The organism is Leptothermofonsia sp. ETS-13, from assembly GCF_049200465.1.
GTDB lineage: Bacteria > Cyanobacteriota > Cyanobacteriia > Leptolyngbyales > Leptolyngbyaceae > Leptothermofonsia.
This window is the reverse complement of record NZ_CP120836.1, coordinates 269,141-288,194: the sequence shown is the minus strand read 5'-3', so window position 1 is coordinate 288,194 and position 19,054 is coordinate 269,141. Positions and strand designations below refer to the sequence as shown.

Sequence of the window (19,054 nt, the reverse complement as noted above, 5' to 3'; positions counted from 1 at the left end):
GTTTTATAGCTATAGCCACCAGGCTTAGGATAGGGTGCAGGGGTGGAACCCTTGGCTGGGGGCTTCGCCCCCACACCCCCTTTAAAGCCAATGTCCCAAGCAATCTGGCGACAGCTATAAATTTGTACCTCCGGATTGAGTAAGAGTGGTTATTTGGTGAGTTTTCAACTTACAAAACAACTTACAAAATAGGTCTTGACAGACCACCAGGTTTTGGCAAAACGCGTAAGTCCTGTCCATTTCACCTCGTTACCTTTCTGCCCTGAAAGAACACGGGTAAAATTGTTCTCCCCAGCAGGTGTTAGCCTAGAAGAGCAACCCTTGTTCCTGAGCTTTTTCTCATCCTTTCCGTCCATGAAAAAAGTGGTGGTGGGACTCTCTGGTGGAGTCGATAGTTCAACGGCTGCGGCGATCCTGCGCGATCGCGGCTACGAGGTTGTGGGCATGACCCTCTGGTTGATGAAGGGCAAGGGACAGTGCTGCTCAGAGGGGATGATAGACGCCGCCAGACTGTGTGACCAGTTAGGCATCCCTCACCACATTGTGGATATTCGAGAGGTTTTTCAGGAAAATATTGTCGATTACCTGGTCGCCGGATACAGTGCCGGAATCACCCCTCTGCCCTGCTCCCAGTGCAACCGGACGGTGAAGTTTGGTCCGATGCTGAAGTATGCACGAGAAGAACTGGGCATAGACTATATTGCCACAGGGCACTACGCCCGGACCCGCTACGATGAAACGACTGGACGCTATCAACTCCTGCGAGCCGTTGATCGGAGCAAGGATCAGACCTATTTTCTGTATGACTTGCCTCAAGAAGTTCTGTCTCAGGTGATCTTTCCATTAGGAGAGCAGCCCAAAACTGAAACCCGTCGAGTAGCCGCAGAATTAGGTTTGCATACCGCCCATAAGCCGGAAAGCCAGGATCTTTGTCTGATTGAGGCCAATGGTTCCATGCGGGCATTTTTAGACAAATACATCACTCCCCAAAAGGGCGAGATTGTTGACCAGTCTGGCAAGGTGTTGGGTCAGCACGATGGCGTTCATCACTATACGATCGGGCAACGCAAAGGGTTGGGGATTGCCCACAGTGAGCCGTTGTATGTGGTGGCATTGGACGCGGTCAACAACCGGGTGATTGTGGGCGATCGCGCCGCCACTCTTTCCGCTGAATGCACTGTGCAGCGTGTCAATTGGGTTTCCATTTCAGAGCCCAAAGCTCCCATCAAAGCAGAAGTCCAAATCCGCTATCGCTCACCCGCCACTCCTGCCACCATCATCCCGCTGGAAAAATCCCGCGTCCGGGTGGTGTTTGATGCGCCGCAATCCAGTATCACGCCTGGTCAGGCGGCTGTTTGGTACGATGGAGAAGTATTGCTGGGCGGTGGCGTGATTGATCCAGAAGATTTCTTTGCACAAACCTGAAGAACTTTGGGAGTTGTGCCAGAATTGGGGCATCGGACTTTGGAGGAAGAAACCATGCTACCGATTCGCCGGGGAGACGTAATTTTGATGCCCATGCCAGCAACCTCCAACGAAATGGGCAAAAAGCTGCCGCATCTGACGCTGGCAGAAGGGGAAGTAACCGGGCACCGGCACCGGATTAGCGACGGTCAAGCAGAGTTGTATGAAAGGGACGGAACTCTCTATCTGCGGGTTTTGTCTGAACAGGCAACCCTGACTCACGAAGAACACAAGCCAGTTCAGATTCCTCAAGGCACCTGGATGGTGCGGATTCAGCGCGAGTATGAACCCGAAGGCTGGCGGTATGTAGCCGACTAGTCGATCAAAACAAAAATTTTGAAGGGGGTGGAGGGGGTGAACCCCTCGAACTCCCATTTTGCAAAATTTAGTGTTTGCAACACCAAGGATGGGTATTGGGTGAAATTGTCATCTAGTTAGTTGGTTATTGGTTTTGCTGTGAGTGTTCGGCTGGCGATCGCTAAGCAACCGATCAGTCATAAGCTATTTCATTACAGGATTCATGAGCAGTAACCAATGGCCCTTTCAGGTTTTCGGTTTACTTCGCTGAAGGAACCTATGTCCAAAATTGAGCGGTTGACTCTGGAACAGGAGTCGCTGATTCCGATGTATCGCGATCGCTGGCGGCAGGTCTCCCTATCGACCAGCCCGATCGACCGTGAAAAAGCGGAATCAGCGGTCAAAGCAACTTACGTCGCAATGGGGAAGTCCCCCCCCGGAAGTTACTTTCTTTAGCGGACCGCGAGAAGCGAAAGAAACCCTGGGGAAGAAAACCGTTGTCCAGTTGCTGGAACAGTTTGGTGCGCCATTGCTGCAAACACCGTTGTTGGTGGAAGTTTCGGAGCAGGTGCGATCGCACCTCTCCCCCACCCTTCTGCTGAATCTGGCTGAACAACTGCAAACGCCACAGCTTGAGCAACTGTCCTTTCGTTTACAACAGGGTACCTTCTGGAGCCAACTTGCTGAACTGATTGACCAGCAGCAAAATCAGGAGCAGTTCGGCGAACTTCTGTTCGATCAAATCATGGCCCAGTTCTGGGAACAGCAGCAAGCCGAGTGGCGGCGACACGTCCAGCGACAACCCGCTGGGCAACTGTTGATTCAGTTAGGAGACACTCTGGGAGAATGGACTGCACCCTTCACGCGATCGCTCGAAGCCGCCTTTTGGCATCCCCTCCGCAATCAGCCCATTTTTCAGGAATGGGAGCGGAGTTCTCGTCAATTACTGGGAATGTTCAGCATGCCTGGGCTGGGGTTCAACGCCCTCTGGCAAACAGTTGAGGTGTCCCACCCAGCATTGCTTGATTTCTGTATTTCAGTGCTGAAGGTTCCCCATGATCGCCAGCAGTGGCAGGTGTTGCGATCGCTTGTGACCGAATGTAGTCTTTACCTGACGTTTGAAAAATTTTGTCTGGTGCTGGATCGTCCCATTCGCCTCGCCCTTGATCCGGAGGGACGCCTCCATGCCGAAGGGGAACCGGCTGTCCAGTTTGCAGACGGTTATCGACTGTACTTCTTCCGTGATGTCCAGATACCTGAAACCTACGGTTCATTGCACCCCCACCACTGGCAGTCACGCTGGTTACTTGAAGAACCCAATGCCGAACTGCGCCGCGTACTGATTCAGGGCATTGGCTACACCCGTCTCTGTCAAGAGTTACGGGCGGTTGAGCTAGACTCCTGGCGTGAATACACCCTGTTACGGATTGACCAGAGTGTAGACGTTGAACCCATCTTTTTACTCAAAATGACCTGCCCCAGTACCGGGTATACCCATGCTACACGGGTGCCCCCAGAGGTACAAACTGCCCGTGAAGCCATTCGCTGGGTTAATTGGGATGTTGATCCAGAGGAGTTTATCACTGAAACTTAGCTGTTGAACCCAGGTTATGGTGGTTAGGGACTGCTGTCGATAACAATGACTGACTCGATCAGGTTGCCCGTCAGCGAGCGTTCTCGCGTTCCATCGGAATGAATGGTGTAAATCGCACTGCCGTTGGTGTAAACAATCGTGTCATCTAATGCCAGATCATAGGAAAGGACACCTTCCGCCAAGACTTCTGGAATGCCCTGATTGGCCTGTCTCACCAGTTGCCAGGTGCGGGGGACGAGGAATGGGGCATCGGGTTCACCAAAGCGGCGATCGCTATCGTTTCAGGTATAATCCATTCGCCCCAGACTTTATAAATATCTGGGCTCCACAGTCTGTCCGATACCTGCTCGCATCAGAGGTTTACCGGCATAGCGTTGCGTGAATTGGGGTATTTAGATTAATTGTTGGGGAAGATTGCGGTAGCCGTAGAAGTCGATGCGGTAATCCGTAATGGAAACACCAGTCTGCTCTTCGATCTGCTTGATCAGGGCTTCGGGTAACTCAACATGAATATCTAAGATTTGATTGGTGTCCAGGCAGTTGACATGGCTATGAGAGTCACTAACATTTCCATATAGCCGACCATCAGAGCGTTCGATGCATTCGATAATTCCCTTACCGGAAAGAGCTTCCAGATTTTGATAAACTGATGTATGACCGATTTCTTTACCCTGTCGGTTCAAGCGATCGTAGATTTCACGGGCAGACAGATGCTCTTTCTCTTGCCAGAGAAGCTCCAAGATGAAGCGACGCTGACGGCTCAAGCGCATTCCCATCGTTTGACACCGATCCAGAGCATCTTCCAGGGATCGAATCGGTTTCAGAGGTGCTACATCGTTCTGCATACTAAACGCTCTTAACGCAGGATGTCATTTTGCCACTATAAAACCCACAGTTCATCATAATCTGCGATTATAGCTGTCTGCGGAAGCTCTAGAGTCTCAAGCTATAAGGTTCTCAAAAATCCTGCTCTGTGAATTTGAGAAATACCACACTGCCTCTACGAGAAGTCTTGACTATCCACGGCTTCCCTGTAGACTTTGCTACTTAATACGGTTATACCACGATCTAAAACAAACTCGCTACAACTTTGTTTTACAGCTGTCGCCAGGTTACTTAGGACATTGACCTTAAGGGGGTGTGGGAGCTTCGCCCCCAGCCAGGGGTGGAACCCCTGCACCCCGTTCTAAGCCTAGTGGCTATAGCCATAGCTCTTATGACAGGGGCAGGGGCGGGCTTCATGGAATGTTTCTACTAGCGCTCCTGCTTCAAACCTTTCTCTGTAACCCTGAGCCGAATGGGTCCTTTGATATTGAGTGGGTTGATCGCCTTTCCCCCCTGGGTGATTTGAATCTCACCAGATTTGGCAAGTTCAATCCCAACCATACGAACTTCAGACATCAGCGATCTCCATTCCTCCCCTCCCAATTCTCTGGCAACCTCCGATGGGCAAATCGTTTTCTCCAGCCCACGGGTCCGGACTTTGGCTAAAATGCACTGACGAATGGTGAATCGAGAGATTATTTGTTTCGCCGTGGTTGACATCACGATATTGGGAGGTGCATTTAAGTAGGCGACTGAGCCAGGCTAGCTCAATAATAGATCACGTTTCTCCCTGACATTTCCCATGATTGGTTATCTCAAAGGCACCATTGCAGGCATTCAGAAAAGTGGTAACCGGGTTACGCTAATGCTGGACGTGAATCAGGTAGGATACGATGTGCAAATTGTGCCACGGCTGATACAGGAACTACCAGCGATCGGCGAAGCTGCTCAGATCTTTACCCATTTGCACGTGCGTGAGGACCAGATGGTGCTGTTTGGGTTTGGGTCGATGGCGGAGCGAGATCTGTTTCGCCAGCTGGTAAGCGTGAGTGGAATCGGTCCGCAACTGGCACTGGCGTTATTGGATACGTTGGGTTTGCAGGGGCTTGTGCAGGCGATTGTTTCGGGAAATACCCGTACCCTTTCGAGGACGCCGGGCGTGGGCAGTAAGACAGCAGAGCGCATTGCCCTGGAACTGAAAACGAAACTAGCAGAATGGCGGCAGGAAGCAGGGACGATCGCAGCTCCAGCGGCTGGTCCGGTGCTCTCAATCCAGGAAGATGTAGAGATGACCTTGCTGGCGCTGGGGTATACCAATAGCGAAATTTCTAAAGCTCTCCAGGCTGTAGGGCAAAGTACAACGCTGGCAAAAAATGCCGATGCGGAAGAGTGGATCCGGCAGGCGATCGCGTGGTTGAGCAGATGAAGGACGCTATCACTTGCCACTACATAGCGATCCTATTTGGCTTGTGAGAAAGGATTCCTGCGGAATCCTCTCTCACAAAGTCTCTCAATTTCACGACTGATTTAGGACAGCTATAGATAGCTGTCGCCAGGTTGCTTAGGACATTGGCTTTAAGGGGGAGTGGGGCTTCGCCCCCAGCTAGGGATGGAACCCCTGCACCCCGCCCTAAGCCTGGTGGCTATAGGTGTAGTTTGACAACAAGATAGTTTGACAACAAACATTTTGTATTGCGATAATACATCTATCGACAGTGCATGCAAATACTTCGGATTCACAAACTATCTCCACGCTTCACTGGAAGGATTGCTATGAAACGCTTCATTTTTGCTGGTTTAGCCACTGTAGCTCTGGCTGTTGTTGCACCCCCTGCAAGCGCAGAGCCAACTGCTTTTACCCTCAACGTCGCTAACTCTGCTTCTACTGTCCAACTCGCCCCCTCGGAACTGGTGACAATGGCTCAACGAGGCTACTTAAAAGATCAGGGGATTGCCAGTTATCAAGTTTTGACTTCGGAATACATTTTGGGTCAAATCAATGCCCAGAAACTGGTTCAAGCAGCAATTAACGCCAAACTACTGCCCCCTTCAGTCGCCAACAATCAAGGTTATCTGAATGCGGTTGAGGCTCAATTGCAAATTCAACTCAGGGTAAATTAGTATCCATTCATGCCCGCACTGCTTGGAAGCCATAGCAAAACCCGGTGTCCCAAGCAAACTGTTGACAGCCAAGTATCTAGGCGCAATTAACTTAAGGATAATTTCGGGGGTGGAGGATGCCCCCCTGCCTGGGGGCGCAGCCCCCACTCCCCCCTTTACCATTAATGATGGCTACCTACTTATAACTACTGCTGTAAAAACCTTGATTTGCTTTAGGAAGCCAGAAGCCAAGAACCAGAATAATAAACTCTTCTGGCTTTTGGCTTCTGATCAGATACCGCGCATCACAATGTTTTAGTTTTAGGTAACACACAGAGACGGAGCAGGCTACGAAAAATAAGCCAGAGAGATCGCATCTCTCCGGGAGCAGGCAGACACTGCCATTGCCCCGGATTACAAAACAGCAACTCAATTAAGCGACGCTGTTGATCGGTACTTAATGAATCAAACCCAAGGGTTAGAATGGGGGCCTCTTTGTCATGGTTGACATCAACAATCGTTGCCTTGAGGGACAGCTCTTCAACCGGAAGATGCAGGATGACCGGGATACATGATCGCGATCGCATCTCTAAAAAACCGGGTTTAGCCAGTCTCACTTCTGCGCCAATTTCAGACAGACGGATAGTCACGCCACGCATCACCTCCTGCCCCACTTCCAACTGCACCGTTCGCTGCTGCTCAAACCACTCGTAAGGAGTGGGCTTTGGCCGATCAAACATTGCCAAAAGTGCAATTCCAATTACAAATAAGTTGTAGCTACTCCAGAGGGCTCCCAGTTTGATAAAGTCCGATTCTGCTGGGGAAAAATCACCTGCATAGTTGACCCAATTGTTTGCTTGCAGAATGGCGCTAATTCCTGTAAGTACCCACAACACGATTAGCGGAATCGCCAGCTTCCAGCGAAATATTGTTTTCTGGGTAGTGGTTCCCTTGGGGGTCACCTGGAATCCCTTAGAAAATGGGCTAACCAGTGTATGCAAAATGGTTGCGGAAAGAGGGAAACAAAGAACGACCGAATAAATGTCTGCTAGCAAAGCTCCAAAAGCCCGATGTCGTAGCCAGGCGAAGGTTGCCATCTGGAAGCAATACAGGGGCAGAAAGAAATAAGCCCAATCGCTCAAATTAGCAACGAAGGGGACAACTCCCAGAAAGGCGATCGCGATCGGCACCAGCAGAAATAGCATCCGGAAAACCGTGTTAAACCACTGGAGAATCGCTTCAAAGTAAGCAATCCTTTGACGCAAGGTAAGCCCAGGAATCGTCAGGGGATTCTCTTTAATAAAAAAGGCTTGCAGCGTTCCCCGTCCCCAGCGTTGCCGTTGAGAAAGTTGAGATAACAAGTCTTCGGGAACCAGACCCGCACTAAGATTTTCGTTCAGATAAACGGTTTGGTAGCCACGAGCAGTCATTCGAATGCCGGTATAGAGGTCTTCAGAGATGCTTTTGGTGACAAAACCACCCACCTCTTCCAGAGCACTGCGGCGCATCACGAATGAACTTCCGTAGCAGGGAGTACTATTGGACCCTTCCCGCAGCAAAAGGTAGTGGCGGAAAGAAACTTCCGTCTCGTGGGGAACTTCTTTCTCCAGACCCAGATTGCGAGTTACTTGGTCAGGGTTGTAAAAGCATTGGTGCGTCTGCACCAGGGCGATCGCGGGTTTCTGGAAAAAGCCGACGGTACGGGTTAAGAAATTGCGGGTTGGCACAAAGTCAGCATCAAACACAACAACCAGTTCACCGCTGCTGTTGCGCAGCCCATAGTTCAAATTTCCTGCTTTAGCATTGCGATTGACAGGTCTAGCAAGGTAGTGACAACCTAATTCTTCAGCCAGATGACGAATCTCCTCTCGTTTTCCATCATCCAACACATAAATTTGCTTGTTGGGATATTCCAACGCCTGACAACCCACAATGGTACGCCTCAGAACAACGGGAGGCTCATTAAACGTTGGAATCAAGATATCGACCGCAGGAACGAAATTGCCTGACTCCACTGCCACAGAGTAGCGGTCAGCATCACGAGTGCGATCACGCTCCCGTAGCATCAAAAAAAAAGCTGGATCCCCAAAGTGGCAAATGTCGCAGCCTCCATCCCCAACAGCAGCAGGCTAAACGCCCCATTGAAGGGATTGGACAGGTTGAGCGTAGCCAGCGATCGCCACAGTAGATACCTGGCAACCAGCACAAGTAGGATAGTAATCAGCAGAAACCTTGACCAGGCTTTGGGTTTGGGAGAGATTCGCAGAATCACCTGCGCCACCACCAGCAATGATAGGGAAAGTAGCCAGCCCGCATTTTCGGAGGGAGCTTGCAGCCATTCCCCTCGAAGCTTGCTGCCAATCGTTCAAAGTATGAAAGATTTGGCTAATGCCACCAATATTGGCAGACCAGGCAAAGGAAATTACAACGAAGCAGGTAGTTACACCCAGCAGCCAGAGGGTTGCCCACCGGGGTTGCTGAATCAATCGATGGAAGTGAGGCTTAGTACGTTGAACCTGTCTAGTAGTCACTGGAATTCACCACAGTGGGACGACACTGAACAAATCGCTCTAATTATTAAGAACCAATTATTAAGCAATATTAAGGAGAAAAAATTCTTTCTTCTGGGAGATTGCATGGACGAACTTCCCAGGAGCTCTCTCGTTGCAACACTTCTTAATACGGGATATCCCAACGCGACGGATTCGGATGTTTACATATCTTAAAGGTTTTCTGCCAGCTCGAAGGGGGCTTTGGGAAAGCGGTCATGGTCGATAGAGAAGGCGATTTTTTCTCTTTGCGATCAACACACTGATAATCCTCATCTGGCACTATGGACAAAGTTGCTTGGTATCCTCCGTTATGACTGCTGCTCAGCCGTTAATCTATCCTCAGAGTCAAAAAGTCAACCAGATAGACGATTATCACGGTACAAAAGTTTCCGATCCCTACCGCTGGTTAGAAAATCCCGATACGCCGGAAACGAAAGCCTGGATCGAAGCACAAAATCAACTCACCTTTGGTTATTTGAGCCAAATTCCAGCCCGCGATCGCATCCGGGAACGGCTGACGAAACTGTGGAATTTTGAAAAATACGGCACCCCCTTCAAGGAAGGCAAGAATTACTTCTATTTCAAAAACGACGGTCTGCAAAATCAGAGCGTCCTTTATACACTTAAAGCTCTGGATGCTCCCCCCAGAGTTTTGCTTGACCCCAACACATTTTCTGAAGATGGCACCGTTGCCCTTTCAGGGTTGGCCGTTAGCAATGATGGTAAACTCCTGGCCTACGGTTTATCGGCATCCGGCTCAGACTGGCAAGAATGGAAAGTGCGGGAAGTTGAAACAGGCGTCGATCGCTCCGATCACATTAAGTGGATCAAATTTTCCGGCGCGTCATGGACCCATGACAATAACGGCTTCTTCTACTCCCGTTACGATGAACCCAAGGAAAAAAGCAAGCTGGAAGACGTCAACTATTACCAGAAGTTGTTTTACCATCACCTCGGTACGCCCCAGTCCGAGGACATTTTGATTTACCAGCGACCCGACAAAAAAGACTGGGGTTTTAGCGGGGGAGTGACTGAAGATGGACGGTATCTCATTGTTTCCGTCTGGTTGGGCACCGACACCCGCAACCTGGTGTTTTACAAAGATCTGTCCACTCCCGACGCGCCGGTGGTTGAATTGATCAACACCTTTGAGGCAGAGTATAGCTTTATTGACAATGAGGGTACTCGCTTCTGGTTCCGCACGAATCTGGATGCGCCACGGGGACGGGTGATTGCGATCGACATTACCCAGCCAGACCGTACTAACTGGCAAGAAATTATTCCCCAGGCCGCAGAAACCCTGGAAGGGATCAACGTTCTGAACAACCAGTTTATTACCACCTATCTCAAAGATGCCTACGATCAGGTCAAAATCTTCGAACTGGACGGCCATTTTGTACGGGATGTGGAGCTGCCAGGAATTGGTTCTGTGGGCGGTTTTGGTGGTAAGCGGTATGACACTGAAACCTTTTATAGCTTCACCAGCTTTACCACACCGACCACCATTTACCGTTACAACCTGGTGACGGGGGAAAGTACGCTTTTCCGGCAGCCACAGGTGGACTTTAATCCCGACGATTACGAGACGCACCAGGTCTTTTACCAGAGTAAAGACGGGACAAAAGTGCCCATGTTCATCGTTCACAAAAAGGGGCTGGTGCTGGATGGTAACAATCCCACCTATCTCTATGGCTATGGCGGGTTCAATGTTTCCCTGACTCCCGGTTTTTCGGTGAGCTTGCTGGTGTGGATGGAAATGGGAGGAGTTTATGCTGTTCCTAACCTGCGGGGCGGCGGCGAGTATGGCGAAGACTGGCACCAGGCAGGCATGAAGCTGAAAAAGCAAAACGTGTTCGATGACTTTATCGCTGCGGCTGAGTGGTTAATTGAGAACCGATACACCTCATCAAAAAAGCTGGCGATCGGTGGGGGGAGTAATGGAGGGTTACTGGTCGGGGCCTGTATGACTCAACGTCCTGATCTGTTTGCGGCTGCTTTGCCTGCGGTTGGCGTGATGGATATGCTCCGCTTCCATAGATTCACCATTGGTTGGGCCTGGACAGCGGAGTATGGTTCTCCCGACGATCCAGAGGAATTCAAAGTACTCTACGCCTACTCCCCATTACACAATCTCAAACCAGGTACGGCCTATCCAGCAACCCTGATCACCACTGCCGATCATGACGATCGCGTCGTCCCCGCCCACAGCTTTAAGTTTGCGGCGGCCCTGCAAGCTGCCCATGCCGGTTCGGCTCCGGTACTTATTCGCATTGAAACCAAAGCCGGACATGGGGCAGGCAAACCCACCACTAAGATGATTGAAGAAGCAGCTGATCGCTGGGCTTTTCTGGTCAGGGTTTTACAGATCGAATAAGTAAAGTGGTCAGTTTTGAGTTTTGGGTGATGGCAGGTATCAGGTGATAGACACCGCGATAAGTCTACCATCAGAGAGTTTTTGGATTGATACCTGGGAGGGGTTTGCTTCCCTTAACTTGTCTAGTAAAAAGGAATTGCGGAAACGATTTTGCCGGTTACCCTGACCCTTCTTCAGTCATGTATCGAATTGCTGTTGTGGATGATAACGAGGCATGGTGCTTTGTCATAGATAACCTGTTTCAGCAGGAAGACTTTATTGTGTCAACTTTCACGGACGCTGCTGCTTTTATCCGAGAAGCAGAGCAGTTTGATATTGCTTTAGTTGACTTTTCCATTCCGCCTCGCCGTTACCAAAAGGAAATGGATGGTCCTGATATTATTCGCAAGTTGAAAACGAGTTTAGCGAAGCCTCCCTTTTTGGTCCTCATTTCTGCCTTCTTCACCGAGGATGTGCTGCAGAGTGCAGATAAGATTTGTCCAGAAGCCGATGCTTACCTGAGTAAAAGCATGAGCTTACAGGAGATTTTGCACCAGGTAAAAGGGTTTGCTGTTTCAAAGAAGTTAGGGGCGAAGTTAGGGGCTAGAAGCTGGGGGCTAGGGACTAGGAGCCAGGAAGGAGTGGGCAGAAGAGCTTGGGGAGTGGGAAGTAGGAGGGGATGAGTGGAGAAAGTGTCAGGCTGCGATCGCCACTGGAGGATGTTTTAGAAACGAGGTTTTAACTCCTTGAAAACCTGATTCCCTCGCCTCCATTTCCAGGATTGCCAAAAGAAATTGCCAAGCCCCACGGCCAGGGAGAACGAAAGTTGGGGGTGCCTGATGTCGTTGACCGGGTGATCCAACAAGCCATCCTGCCAGTGCTGAGTCCCATCTTCGACCCTGGATTGTCCGAGTCCAATGATGGGAGCCGACCGAAACGTTCTGCTCACGGTGCCATCCGGCAGGTGAAGACCTTTGTTAAATCGTGTTAAATCGGGGGATCGGTATGCGGTTGACCTGAATCTGGAACAATTCTTTGATACAGTCAACCACGATGTATTGATGTCCCGCATTGCCCGTAAAGTAACTGACAAAGTGCTTTTAAGCCTCATCGGTCGTTACCTGAGAGCAGGAGTGCTAGTCGGTAGCACAATTCAGGCAACGGACAGGGGATGGCGAACATTCGCCGTTACCTGACCCAAACGCTGAAGCTTAGGGTCAATCGCGAGAAAAGTCGGGTGGTCAAGATCGAAGACCTGGAATACCTGGGGGTTACCTTCCGAGGCATTCAGATCTTGGCTTCGAACCAGGCTCTGCAAGACTTCAAACACCGACTCAAGGGGTTAACTTGCCGCAACTGGGGAGTCTCGATGGCAGAACGAATCGAACGGTTGAACCGATACGTGCGAGGCTGGATGAACGACTTTGGCATTTCCTAACATTACAGTCCCATGGAGGAGTTAGAGGGTTGGTTGAGGCGGCGGATTCGGATGTGTTCCTGGAAGCAGTGGCGTAGACCCAGAACTCGCATCACCAACTTGCTCAAACTGGGGACAACAAAGCGTCAGGCGATTTTGACGGGCATTCGCCGTAAAGGCTATTGGCGCTTGTCAAAGACGTTCGCAACGCATACGGGAATGACCAATGAGTGGTTAGAGCCACAGGGGGGGCTATCGATTAGGCAACTTTGGATGCAAGTTCAAGGATATGCCTCATCAATCATCAGAGTTGTTTGCGCGTCTTCATGAGCCGCCCATTGCGGACCCGCATGATGCTATCCATTACGCAAAAGTGAGCGGAAGCTTGATCAAGCTTAGGCTTTAGCCGCAAGTTGTGCTCCTTGGAGTAAGTGATGCAATACTCCAAGCCCTCGCCACAACCTTTTCAAGCCCGGCTCACCATCTGCCGTACGAGCTAGAAAACCTCCGAGTTGAGCAATCCAGCGTACGGCTTGACGAATCGTTGGCGGCTTTTTGGAGCGATTTTGGGGTTCAAACTTGCGGCGCAACAATTTCCATTCAACTGGCTGTAAGACTCTTTCACAGGAGTCATCCGGGCAGAGTCTAGCGCGGTAGACCAGCCTCATTAAGCGCCAGGCCACGATTGAGTAAGTCGCCAAGGCATTGAGCAAGCGCTGTGCGGTTTCCAGTTGCAAGGCTTCAATCCGACAGCCGCTTTTGAGGGTGAAATGAAATCGCTCAATCAACCATCTCAGGCTGTACCAACGCACACACCGCCAAGCCTGCTCGAGGCTGTCAATCGGTAGGGGCGTGAGCAGTAACCAACGAATAGGCTTACCCTCGGTTGGGACACTCGCTTCTTCGACGCGTAGCACATTGAGGTGACAGGCTGACACTGGTTGGGCCCTTTGTGAGGACGGGGCACCGCAATGGTCACTTGCATTCCCCGTAGGGTTAAGGTTGCCCGTCGCGCGGGGCGTTCGGGATTACGCTCGAGGTCTATTGTTTGTTGTCCCAGGATGGGCGCTTGTTCGAGCGTGGGAATCAAATAGTCCAACTCGTGCTGCACTTTGCGATTATGCTCAGCGCGAATCAGCAAGTGGCTATGAGCGCGTCGGGGCTGGACAAACAGGTCGTAAATATCGGCTTCTCGGTCGCCCACATGGACCAAACACATGGACTCGTCGATGCCCACTTCCGCCGCTCTAAGCGTGTCGAGCCAGCGTCCACTTTCCTTGTCACAGGTGGCCTTTTTCCGCCGCTCGTTCCGCTTGCCAGAACGCTCGTTGCGTGTCCAGGTGTGCTGGTGCAGTAGCCCCAACGGTTCACCGCCACCACTGACGGCAAAGCAGCTATGCACTTTAATGCCCTGTTGCTGGCTCTGATGGATAAAGCCTAATCCACTGGTTTGCTTCAACCCGCTGAAGTCTAAATCTGTCGTGTCCTGAATCGCCAACACCACCGCCTGCCCGTTGGCTCGCTCCACCACACTGACTCGATGACTCGCTAAAATCTGCTCTGGCTTCACCCGCTTGTTAGCCCAAAACCGATAGATACTTTGACTCTCAGATGCACTCGTACTCGCTTGCGGCACACTCTCAGTTGGATGTTGGGCGAAACGACGCACGATTTCTCGCAGGCGTTGCCCATGCCGAAAATCGCAAAAGGGATGGCTTTTAATCTCTTAGCGTGCCCAATCTTGCATCGGTCTCCGCTCCAAATAGTTCAACAGCTTGCCATTAGACTCTCACATCCGATTCCTCTAATCCATATCCTGTAACACTTCTACGTACTGGTGCCTAATGGATAGCAATCGGGGGGGGGTTGGGGGAGAGTTAAATGCTCTCCTCGACCCGATTGGGCTGCTTTGACAAATTGGTATTTTTTGAATCGTTTAATACACCTCAGCAAGTCCATTATTCATATTTCATGAAAAATTTTATCTACTCTATTTATACTTACAGCAAAAACTTGTGGCTAGAGTATTGCTTTAATACTCTCGTGAAAATTTGCAAATAAACTGTAAATCCGATAAGTGATATCGCAAGATAGAGCGCCGCATAAAAAACGCTTGAGTAACAAAGAATTGCGAAAGGTATAAAAGTAATGAAAGCAGTGAATGAAAGCACAAATGTTCTGAATGCTAAGTGGTATGACGCTACGATAAATCTTGTCTCTCCAAATCTTGTCTCTCCTTTGCCTAAATTGAAATTGAAAACTTGTGAATCTTCTGCCTCTCTTAATTCTTTTTTGATTTCCATTTCATATGCTTGCAAGTTATAGACAAAATACCAAGAATAGGATTGTTTAATTAAGTTTGATAATGCAACTAACCCCAAGATTATAAGTAAACGCCAAAAAACCAAAAACAAAAACAGACTTTCCAAAAACAAAAACAGACTTGAATCAAGTTTTGGAATTGTGGGCAGAATGATTTCTGAAATTGGTTTCCCAGACAATGATAACTGCGCCTACTACTCCAAGTGACTTGAAATCGTCATAAGTGCTACTTATCAAACTTTCTGCCTTGTTATTAAGTCTTACATACTCTTTGTAAAGATATTCTAATCTTTGATTAGGAGTTGTATCTGTTTTTGACACACCATAAGCAATCTGAAAACGTATCCCACAGACTATCTCGAATTACTTAACTTTAGATGCTGACAGATAACCTTCAAGTGCGGTCTCCACCAATCGCCTTACGGCATAACGGTGAAGTTGTGCGGCGGTAGATAACCTTGAACTCCCACCGATAATCTTTGTTCCGTCCGCACCAACGCAGTTATGGGGAGACGGAACAGCGCAAGAGAGGAGACGACCATGCAGTGAGCGACCGGCAGATGTCTACTAACATATTGCTTCGCTCCTCTCATGCAGCTCGCTAAGAGCCAGAGAAATGGTAATTAGGAAAAGAGACTGGGCTAGGGATTGAGGACGACCATCCAACGTCAGACAGCCGGATGTCTACTAACATATTGCCTCGCCTCAACCCTGACCGGCTTCCCTTAACGAATTCTCAGGGATTGCGTGGTTTTCACACCTTCCATAATCTCTTCGCTCAGAAGCAGGCAGCCCAGTTCCTGACAACAAACTATCCCCAACTTAGCTGATGGAAAGAACCTTTGTCGCCTACATCGGCATCGACTGGTCAGATCGTAAACACGACATCTGTCTGTATGACCCCCGAGAGCGCACAGCGAGAATACAGCGTGATCGGCACTCAACCGCAAGAGATTGCCAATTGGGTTGCGACCTTGCAACAGCGATACGGCAATGACCCAATCGCCATCTGTCTGGAGCAAAAGCGAGGACCCCCTGATTTACGCACTGTGCCAGTACGAAAACCTAGTGCTGTTTCCCATCAATCCGCGCACAGTCTCCAACTATCGGCGAGCCTTTCAGCCCTCACGCGCAAAATCAGACCCCGTGGATGCTCAAATTCTAATTGAGCTGCTGCTCAAGCATCCTGACAAGATTCCTCCGTGGCAACCCGCATCTTGTGAACTGCGAGCCTTGCGGCAGTGGAGTGAATCTCGCCGCATGCTGGTGGGCGAGAAGGTGCGGTTGACCAATCGTATGACCGCTGCGCTGAAGAACTTCTACCCCCAAGTGCTGGATTGGTTTGAGGATAAAGATACTCAAGTGTTTTGCGACTTTATGACTCAATACCCTGATCTCCACTGCGCCCAAGCTGCCTCGGCTGAGGAATTGACTCAGTTCTTCCAGTCTCATCGAGTCATTCGCCATAGCGCCATTGAACGGCGCATTCACCAGATTCAAACCGCTGGTACCCCGCTGACAGAAGACCCAGGCATCGTCAAACCGATGCAATGGCTGGTGCAAACGCTGGTGATTCAACTCAAGGCACTCTTGCATCGACTCGATGAGTTGAATCAAACGATTGAGTAGTTGTTTCAGTCTTTGCCAGATGCGGCGTTTTCGAGGCTTTACCAGGAGCAGGCCCCCATTTAGCCCCTCGATTGCTGGTTGCCTTTGGTGATGACCGCAGTCGCTTCGGCAACGCCCAGGCGTTTATGAGCTATATCGGCATTGCACCGGTCAAAGAAGAGAGTGGCAAGAAACGCTGGACGCACTGGCGCTGGAGTTGTCCAAAGTTTCTGCGGCAGTCCTTTGTGGAGTGGGCTGACCAGTCGCGGCGACACTCATCGTGGGCCAATGCGTTCTATCAGCAGCAGCGGCGATCGGGCAAAAGTCATCCCAAAGCGATTCGCGCTCTGGCGTATAAGTGGGGACGAATTCTCTGGCGCTGCTGGCAAGACCGAGTGCCCTATGACGAAGACCGCTATCTGGCAGCGCTCCAGCGGAAGAGGTCGCCGTTAGCGGCGATGCTAGTCCCAAAGCCCAGTTGAAATGACTACTACAGCAGGTGAGTGCGGCAATTCTACGGCTTAAGTCACGCTAAAAGACACACGACAGTTCAACGAATGGAACGTATTTAGGAATGAAATATTGAATGCAATTTAGCCAGCTTTTTAGGATGGCTTATGGTCTGCTGCGTTTTGAGTCTGTGCATCAATTTACTCGGTATCTTTTCACAGTTGACTGTTGACTCCGTCTCCCTCAGGGCCTATGTTAGGCGGCTTCAGCGACTATAGGGTTGCTCTAGGCTCAAGCCTGGGATGACTCGATAGTGCTTCACGTTGAAAGTGCAGAGGGTTGCGTTACGTCCAACGACACAGGCCGCAATCAAGGCATCAATCAGACCAACCTTATGCGACAGATGATAAGCCGTGAAGTCAGATAGGGCACGGGCACAATCAGTTTCAGTCGGCCAAACTATTGGTAACGGTGATACAAGCTGTAGAACCTGACGCACCTGTTGCTTATTCTGAGCATCCTGAATCAACTCCATCACGACAAATCCAGAGATACTTGGCAGATTTGGGAGAGAGGCAAACCAAGCCAGTGCTGGCTCATAACCTCTCTGAATATCGATCATGATATCAGTATCGACTAGATACATTCGCTACCTAAGCCCGCTCACGGTGTTCAGCTTGGTCGCGCAGTCTACGTGCATGCTCCTGGCTGTCAGTAATATCAGGTCGGGAGTTGATCACCCCAACACTTTCCCAATAGCTAACAAGTTCTACCCCTGTTTTAGGAGGATTTTGCAGAAAAGGGCGAAAGGATAGAACGCGGAGAATATACTCTGTTAGAGGCAATTTAAGCTGGGATGCCTCTCTGGCTAGTTCATGTTCTAGCTCTGAAGGTAATTCTAAGGTGATGTTCATAGTAGTGCTCTTAGCTAGTAAACAACGCTGTGATTTCTCTCAGCACAATCCTGACAGATGCCATAATTATGCACCCACAGAGTTTTCGTTGCAGATACTCCTTACAAACTCGAAAATTGACAAATTAGCTTAAGTAAAAAATGCATCATCCTTCATCTAAGTGTAGAAAATTCTAGTAGCAACGAATATATATCATTCACTGGATTGAGCGGTGGTGTGTAGTAATTCTGGTACAGTGGAAATCCTGAACGACGCTGATGTGCTACTACCGCCTCTAATACATGTTTATCATTAAATATTTCTTTTATACGCTCTTGCATGATGTATGCAAGCATAGCAAACATACGAAGTCGCTGATCTTCTCCACATGGAAGATGACAAAGCTCATCTAGTCTTTCTAGAAGTTGCTGCCACTCTTTACGCAAGCGAACAGGGTAGTGTGGTATACGAGCACAAGCATCACGAGAACTTTTTTGCAAAGCAGAACTTAAGGGTTCGCCTAATTGGATGTTTAGAAGGGCTATGTTTAGAACCTGATCAATTTGAAAAACACCTGCTGTAGATAATGTCTCAATACAAGCCACACGACATTCCTCAGCAACACCAATTTCCTTAATCAAATCTTGCGAAATATCTATATCGAGAGATTGATATAACTCTTTTGACCATCCCAAAAGTCGTAATGAAGTGCTGTACAGTGGCAAAGTCTGATTTGCTGCAATGAGAATATGACTATAGTATTCTGAAGTATAGTGTGTCTGGTTGATTTCATCTGCTCTATCCAAAAGCTCGTAAGCTTTATCCTTATAAAAATTTGCAGCTTCTAAAGAAGGCAAATTATGTCCTTCGCCAAATATTTGTCTAGCGCATGCTCTCGCGAGAATGGAATAATGTAAAACAGCATAGGAAGTATGAGTACTCAACCAGGAATCCATTTGTGCAATTACGATAGCTGCTGCATAGTCTTTATTATTTAACGCAAGCAGATTTAATTTTGCTGCATGCAAGACAATTTGAATCAACCCATCAGTTGCAGGAATTGCATCAACACGATTCTCTTGCTTATAGATCTCAATTACATGTTGTAAGCTCTGAACTGCTGAAAGCAAGTGATTAACCCAGTTAGGTAAATTCTCTCATTGCTGTGACAATATGGAT

Annotated in this window: 24 protein-coding genes and 1 pseudogene; 15 read left to right on the top strand and 10 right to left on the bottom strand. The window is 49.4% G+C overall.

The features are described 5' to 3' along the window. Positions 1–354 precede the first annotated feature (354 nt). The 4 genes from mnmA to P4D80_RS01410 all read left to right on the top strand — a co-directional run bounded on the left by mnmA (position 355) and on the right by P4D80_RS01410 (position 3,355). Complete coding sequence (gene mnmA / locus P4D80_RS01425; RefSeq protein ID WP_421657076.1) at positions 355–1,425, top strand: tRNA 2-thiouridine(34) synthase MnmA; 1,071 nt, start codon at positions 355–357, stop codon at positions 1,423–1,425. Between the two features lie 6 nt (positions 1,426–1,431). After that, positions 1,432–1,782 carry a hypothetical protein gene (locus P4D80_RS01420; RefSeq protein WP_421657075.1) on the top strand — a complete coding sequence of 117 codons (351 nt, stop codon included), beginning with the start codon at positions 1,432–1,434 and terminating at the stop codon, positions 1,780–1,782. Positions 1,783–2,040: 258 nt separating this feature from the next. Beyond that, entirely contained in the window at positions 2,041–2,217 is a 177-nt protein-coding gene (locus P4D80_RS01415) for a hypothetical protein (protein WP_421657074.1), read from the top strand. Between the two features lie 49 nt (positions 2,218–2,266). Further along, on the top strand, positions 2,267–3,355 hold the full coding sequence (locus tag P4D80_RS01410; RefSeq protein WP_421657073.1) for a DUF6745 domain-containing protein: 1,089 nt from the start codon (positions 2,267–2,269) through the stop codon (positions 3,353–3,355). A gap of 23 nt (positions 3,356–3,378) precedes the next feature. Here the strand turns inward: P4D80_RS01410 and P4D80_RS01405 are convergent, their stop codons facing one another. From P4D80_RS01405 to P4D80_RS01395, 3 genes are all read right to left on the bottom strand, one after another. After that, complete coding sequence (locus tag P4D80_RS01405) at positions 3,379–3,570, bottom strand: hypothetical protein (protein WP_421657072.1); 192 nt, start codon at positions 3,568–3,570, stop codon at positions 3,379–3,381. 177 nt (positions 3,571–3,747) lie between these two features. Then, positions 3,748–4,200 (bottom strand): Fur family transcriptional regulator, encoded by a 453-nt coding sequence (locus P4D80_RS01400; RefSeq protein WP_421657071.1) that lies wholly within the window; start codon positions 4,198–4,200, stop codon positions 3,748–3,750. 409 nt (positions 4,201–4,609) lie between these two features. Beyond that, positions 4,610–4,900: a DUF3253 domain-containing protein gene (locus P4D80_RS01395; protein WP_421657070.1), complete on the bottom strand. Its 291-nt coding sequence runs from the start codon at positions 4,898–4,900 to the stop codon at positions 4,610–4,612. A gap of 82 nt (positions 4,901–4,982) precedes the next feature. On the opposite strand from P4D80_RS01395, the gene ruvA reads away from it, so the two are divergent. After that, positions 4,983–5,606, top strand: coding sequence for a Holliday junction branch migration protein RuvA (gene ruvA / locus P4D80_RS01390; protein ID WP_421657069.1), 624 nt, complete (start codon positions 4,983–4,985; stop codon positions 5,604–5,606). A 347-nt stretch (positions 5,607–5,953) separates the two neighbouring features. Further along, positions 5,954–6,301, top strand: a complete 348-nt coding sequence (locus P4D80_RS01385; RefSeq protein ID WP_421657068.1) for a hypothetical protein — start codon at positions 5,954–5,956, stop codon at positions 6,299–6,301. A gap of 284 nt (positions 6,302–6,585) precedes the next feature. On the opposite strand, the gene P4D80_RS01380 is transcribed toward P4D80_RS01385, so the two are convergent. Further along, positions 6,586–8,346: a glycosyltransferase gene (locus P4D80_RS01380; protein WP_421657067.1), complete on the bottom strand. Its 1,761-nt coding sequence runs from the start codon at positions 8,344–8,346 to the stop codon at positions 6,586–6,588. Between the two features lie 63 nt (positions 8,347–8,409). After that, complete coding sequence (locus P4D80_RS01375; RefSeq protein ID WP_421657066.1) at positions 8,410–8,811, bottom strand: hypothetical protein; 402 nt, start codon at positions 8,809–8,811, stop codon at positions 8,410–8,412. Between the two features lie 331 nt (positions 8,812–9,142). On the opposite strand from P4D80_RS01375, the gene P4D80_RS01370 reads away from it, so the two are divergent. From P4D80_RS01370 to P4D80_RS01345, 6 genes are all read left to right on the top strand, one after another. Then, positions 9,143–11,206: a prolyl oligopeptidase family serine peptidase gene (locus P4D80_RS01370; protein ID WP_421657065.1), complete on the top strand. Its 2,064-nt coding sequence runs from the start codon at positions 9,143–9,145 to the stop codon at positions 11,204–11,206. A gap of 179 nt (positions 11,207–11,385) precedes the next feature. Next, positions 11,386–11,868: a response regulator gene (locus P4D80_RS01365; protein ID WP_421657064.1), complete on the top strand. Its 483-nt coding sequence runs from the start codon at positions 11,386–11,388 to the stop codon at positions 11,866–11,868. 98 nt (positions 11,869–11,966) lie between these two features. After that, positions 11,967–12,176 (top strand): hypothetical protein, encoded by a 210-nt coding sequence (locus P4D80_RS01360; protein ID WP_421657063.1) that lies wholly within the window; start codon positions 11,967–11,969, stop codon positions 12,174–12,176. Next, a complete protein-coding gene (locus P4D80_RS01355; protein ID WP_421656047.1) occupies positions 12,160–12,381 on the top strand; it encodes a hypothetical protein in 222 nt (73 codons plus the stop codon). The genes P4D80_RS01360 and P4D80_RS01355 overlap by 17 nt, the downstream gene beginning before the upstream one ends. After that, entirely contained in the window at positions 12,357–12,623 is a 267-nt protein-coding gene (locus P4D80_RS01350) for a group II intron maturase-specific domain-containing protein (protein WP_421657062.1), read from the top strand. Before P4D80_RS01355 ends, P4D80_RS01350 begins: the two co-directional genes overlap by 25 nt. A 12-nt stretch (positions 12,624–12,635) precedes the next feature. After that, complete coding sequence (locus tag P4D80_RS01345) at positions 12,636–12,932, top strand: hypothetical protein (protein ID WP_421657061.1); 297 nt, start codon at positions 12,636–12,638, stop codon at positions 12,930–12,932. Positions 12,933–12,997: 65 nt separating this feature from the next. On the opposite strand, the pseudogene P4D80_RS01340 reads toward P4D80_RS01345, so the two are convergent. Together P4D80_RS01340 and P4D80_RS01335 are read right to left on the bottom strand one after the other, a co-directional pair. After that, a pseudogene (locus P4D80_RS01340) lies at positions 12,998–14,325 on the bottom strand (IS4 family transposase). A gap of 277 nt (positions 14,326–14,602) precedes the next feature. Further along, positions 14,603–15,103, bottom strand: a complete 501-nt coding sequence (locus tag P4D80_RS01335; RefSeq protein ID WP_421657060.1) for a hypothetical protein — start codon at positions 15,101–15,103, stop codon at positions 14,603–14,605. A gap of 501 nt (positions 15,104–15,604) precedes the next feature. Between P4D80_RS01335 and P4D80_RS01330 the strand changes: the two genes are divergently transcribed. The 3 genes from P4D80_RS01330 to P4D80_RS01320 all read left to right on the top strand — a co-directional run bounded on the left by P4D80_RS01330 (position 15,605) and on the right by P4D80_RS01320 (position 17,014). Further along, positions 15,605–15,754 carry a hypothetical protein gene (locus P4D80_RS01330; protein ID WP_421655398.1) on the top strand — a complete coding sequence of 50 codons (150 nt, stop codon included), beginning with the start codon at positions 15,605–15,607 and terminating at the stop codon, positions 15,752–15,754. Between the two features lie 163 nt (positions 15,755–15,917). Further along, complete coding sequence (locus P4D80_RS01325) at positions 15,918–16,553, top strand: IS110 family transposase (RefSeq protein ID WP_421656796.1); 636 nt, start codon at positions 15,918–15,920, stop codon at positions 16,551–16,553. Positions 16,554–16,624: 71 nt separating this feature from the next. After that, positions 16,625–17,014 carry a transposase gene (locus P4D80_RS01320; RefSeq protein ID WP_421657059.1) on the top strand — a complete coding sequence of 130 codons (390 nt, stop codon included), beginning with the start codon at positions 16,625–16,627 and terminating at the stop codon, positions 17,012–17,014. Between the two features lie 233 nt (positions 17,015–17,247). Here the strand turns inward: P4D80_RS01320 and P4D80_RS01315 are convergent, their stop codons facing one another. The 3 genes from P4D80_RS01315 to P4D80_RS01305 form a co-directional block, all read right to left on the bottom strand. Further along, positions 17,248–17,628 (bottom strand): PIN domain-containing protein, encoded by a 381-nt coding sequence (locus tag P4D80_RS01315; protein ID WP_421657058.1) that lies wholly within the window; start codon positions 17,626–17,628, stop codon positions 17,248–17,250. A 7-nt stretch (positions 17,629–17,635) separates the two neighbouring features. Continuing rightward, a complete protein-coding gene (locus P4D80_RS01310; protein WP_421657057.1) occupies positions 17,636–17,896 on the bottom strand; it encodes a hypothetical protein in 261 nt (86 codons plus the stop codon). A gap of 152 nt (positions 17,897–18,048) precedes the next feature. Then, entirely contained in the window at positions 18,049–19,005 is a 957-nt protein-coding gene (locus P4D80_RS01305) for a hypothetical protein (RefSeq protein ID WP_421657056.1), read from the bottom strand. Positions 19,006–19,054: the final 49 nt, after the last annotated feature.

Coding starts and splice junctions, on each gene's coding strand:
- mnmA (WP_421657076.1), top strand. CDS start 355: ATGAAAAAAGTGGTGGTGGGACTCTCTGGTGGAGTCGATAGTTCAACG.
- P4D80_RS01415 (WP_421657074.1), top strand. CDS start 2,041: ATGTCCAAAATTGAGCGGTTGACTCTGGAACAGGAGTCGCTGATTCCG.
- P4D80_RS01400 (WP_421657071.1), bottom strand. CDS start 4,200: ATGCAGAACGATGTAGCACCTCTGAAACCGATTCGATCCCTGGAAGAT.
- P4D80_RS01395 (WP_421657070.1), bottom strand. CDS start 4,900: ATGTCAACCACGGCGAAACAAATAATCTCTCGATTCACCATTCGTCAG.
- ruvA (WP_421657069.1), top strand. CDS start 4,983: ATGATTGGTTATCTCAAAGGCACCATTGCAGGCATTCAGAAAAGTGGT.
- P4D80_RS01385 (WP_421657068.1), top strand. CDS start 5,954: ATGAAACGCTTCATTTTTGCTGGTTTAGCCACTGTAGCTCTGGCTGTT.
- P4D80_RS01380 (WP_421657067.1), bottom strand. CDS start 8,346: ATGCTACGGGAGCGTGATCGCACTCGTGATGCTGACCGCTACTCTGTG.
- P4D80_RS01370 (WP_421657065.1), top strand. CDS start 9,143: ATGACTGCTGCTCAGCCGTTAATCTATCCTCAGAGTCAAAAAGTCAAC.
- P4D80_RS01365 (WP_421657064.1), top strand. CDS start 11,386: ATGTATCGAATTGCTGTTGTGGATGATAACGAGGCATGGTGCTTTGTC.
- P4D80_RS01350 (WP_421657062.1), top strand. CDS start 12,357: ATGGCGAACATTCGCCGTTACCTGACCCAAACGCTGAAGCTTAGGGTC.
- P4D80_RS01345 (WP_421657061.1), top strand. CDS start 12,636: ATGGAGGAGTTAGAGGGTTGGTTGAGGCGGCGGATTCGGATGTGTTCC.
- P4D80_RS01330 (WP_421655398.1), top strand. CDS start 15,605: ATGTCTACTAACATATTGCCTCGCCTCAACCCTGACCGGCTTCCCTTA.
- P4D80_RS01325 (WP_421656796.1), top strand. CDS start 15,918: ATGACCCAATCGCCATCTGTCTGGAGCAAAAGCGAGGACCCCCTGATT.
- P4D80_RS01315 (WP_421657058.1), bottom strand. CDS start 17,628: ATGTATCTAGTCGATACTGATATCATGATCGATATTCAGAGAGGTTAT.
- P4D80_RS01310 (WP_421657057.1), bottom strand. CDS start 17,896: ATGAACATCACCTTAGAATTACCTTCAGAGCTAGAACATGAACTAGCC.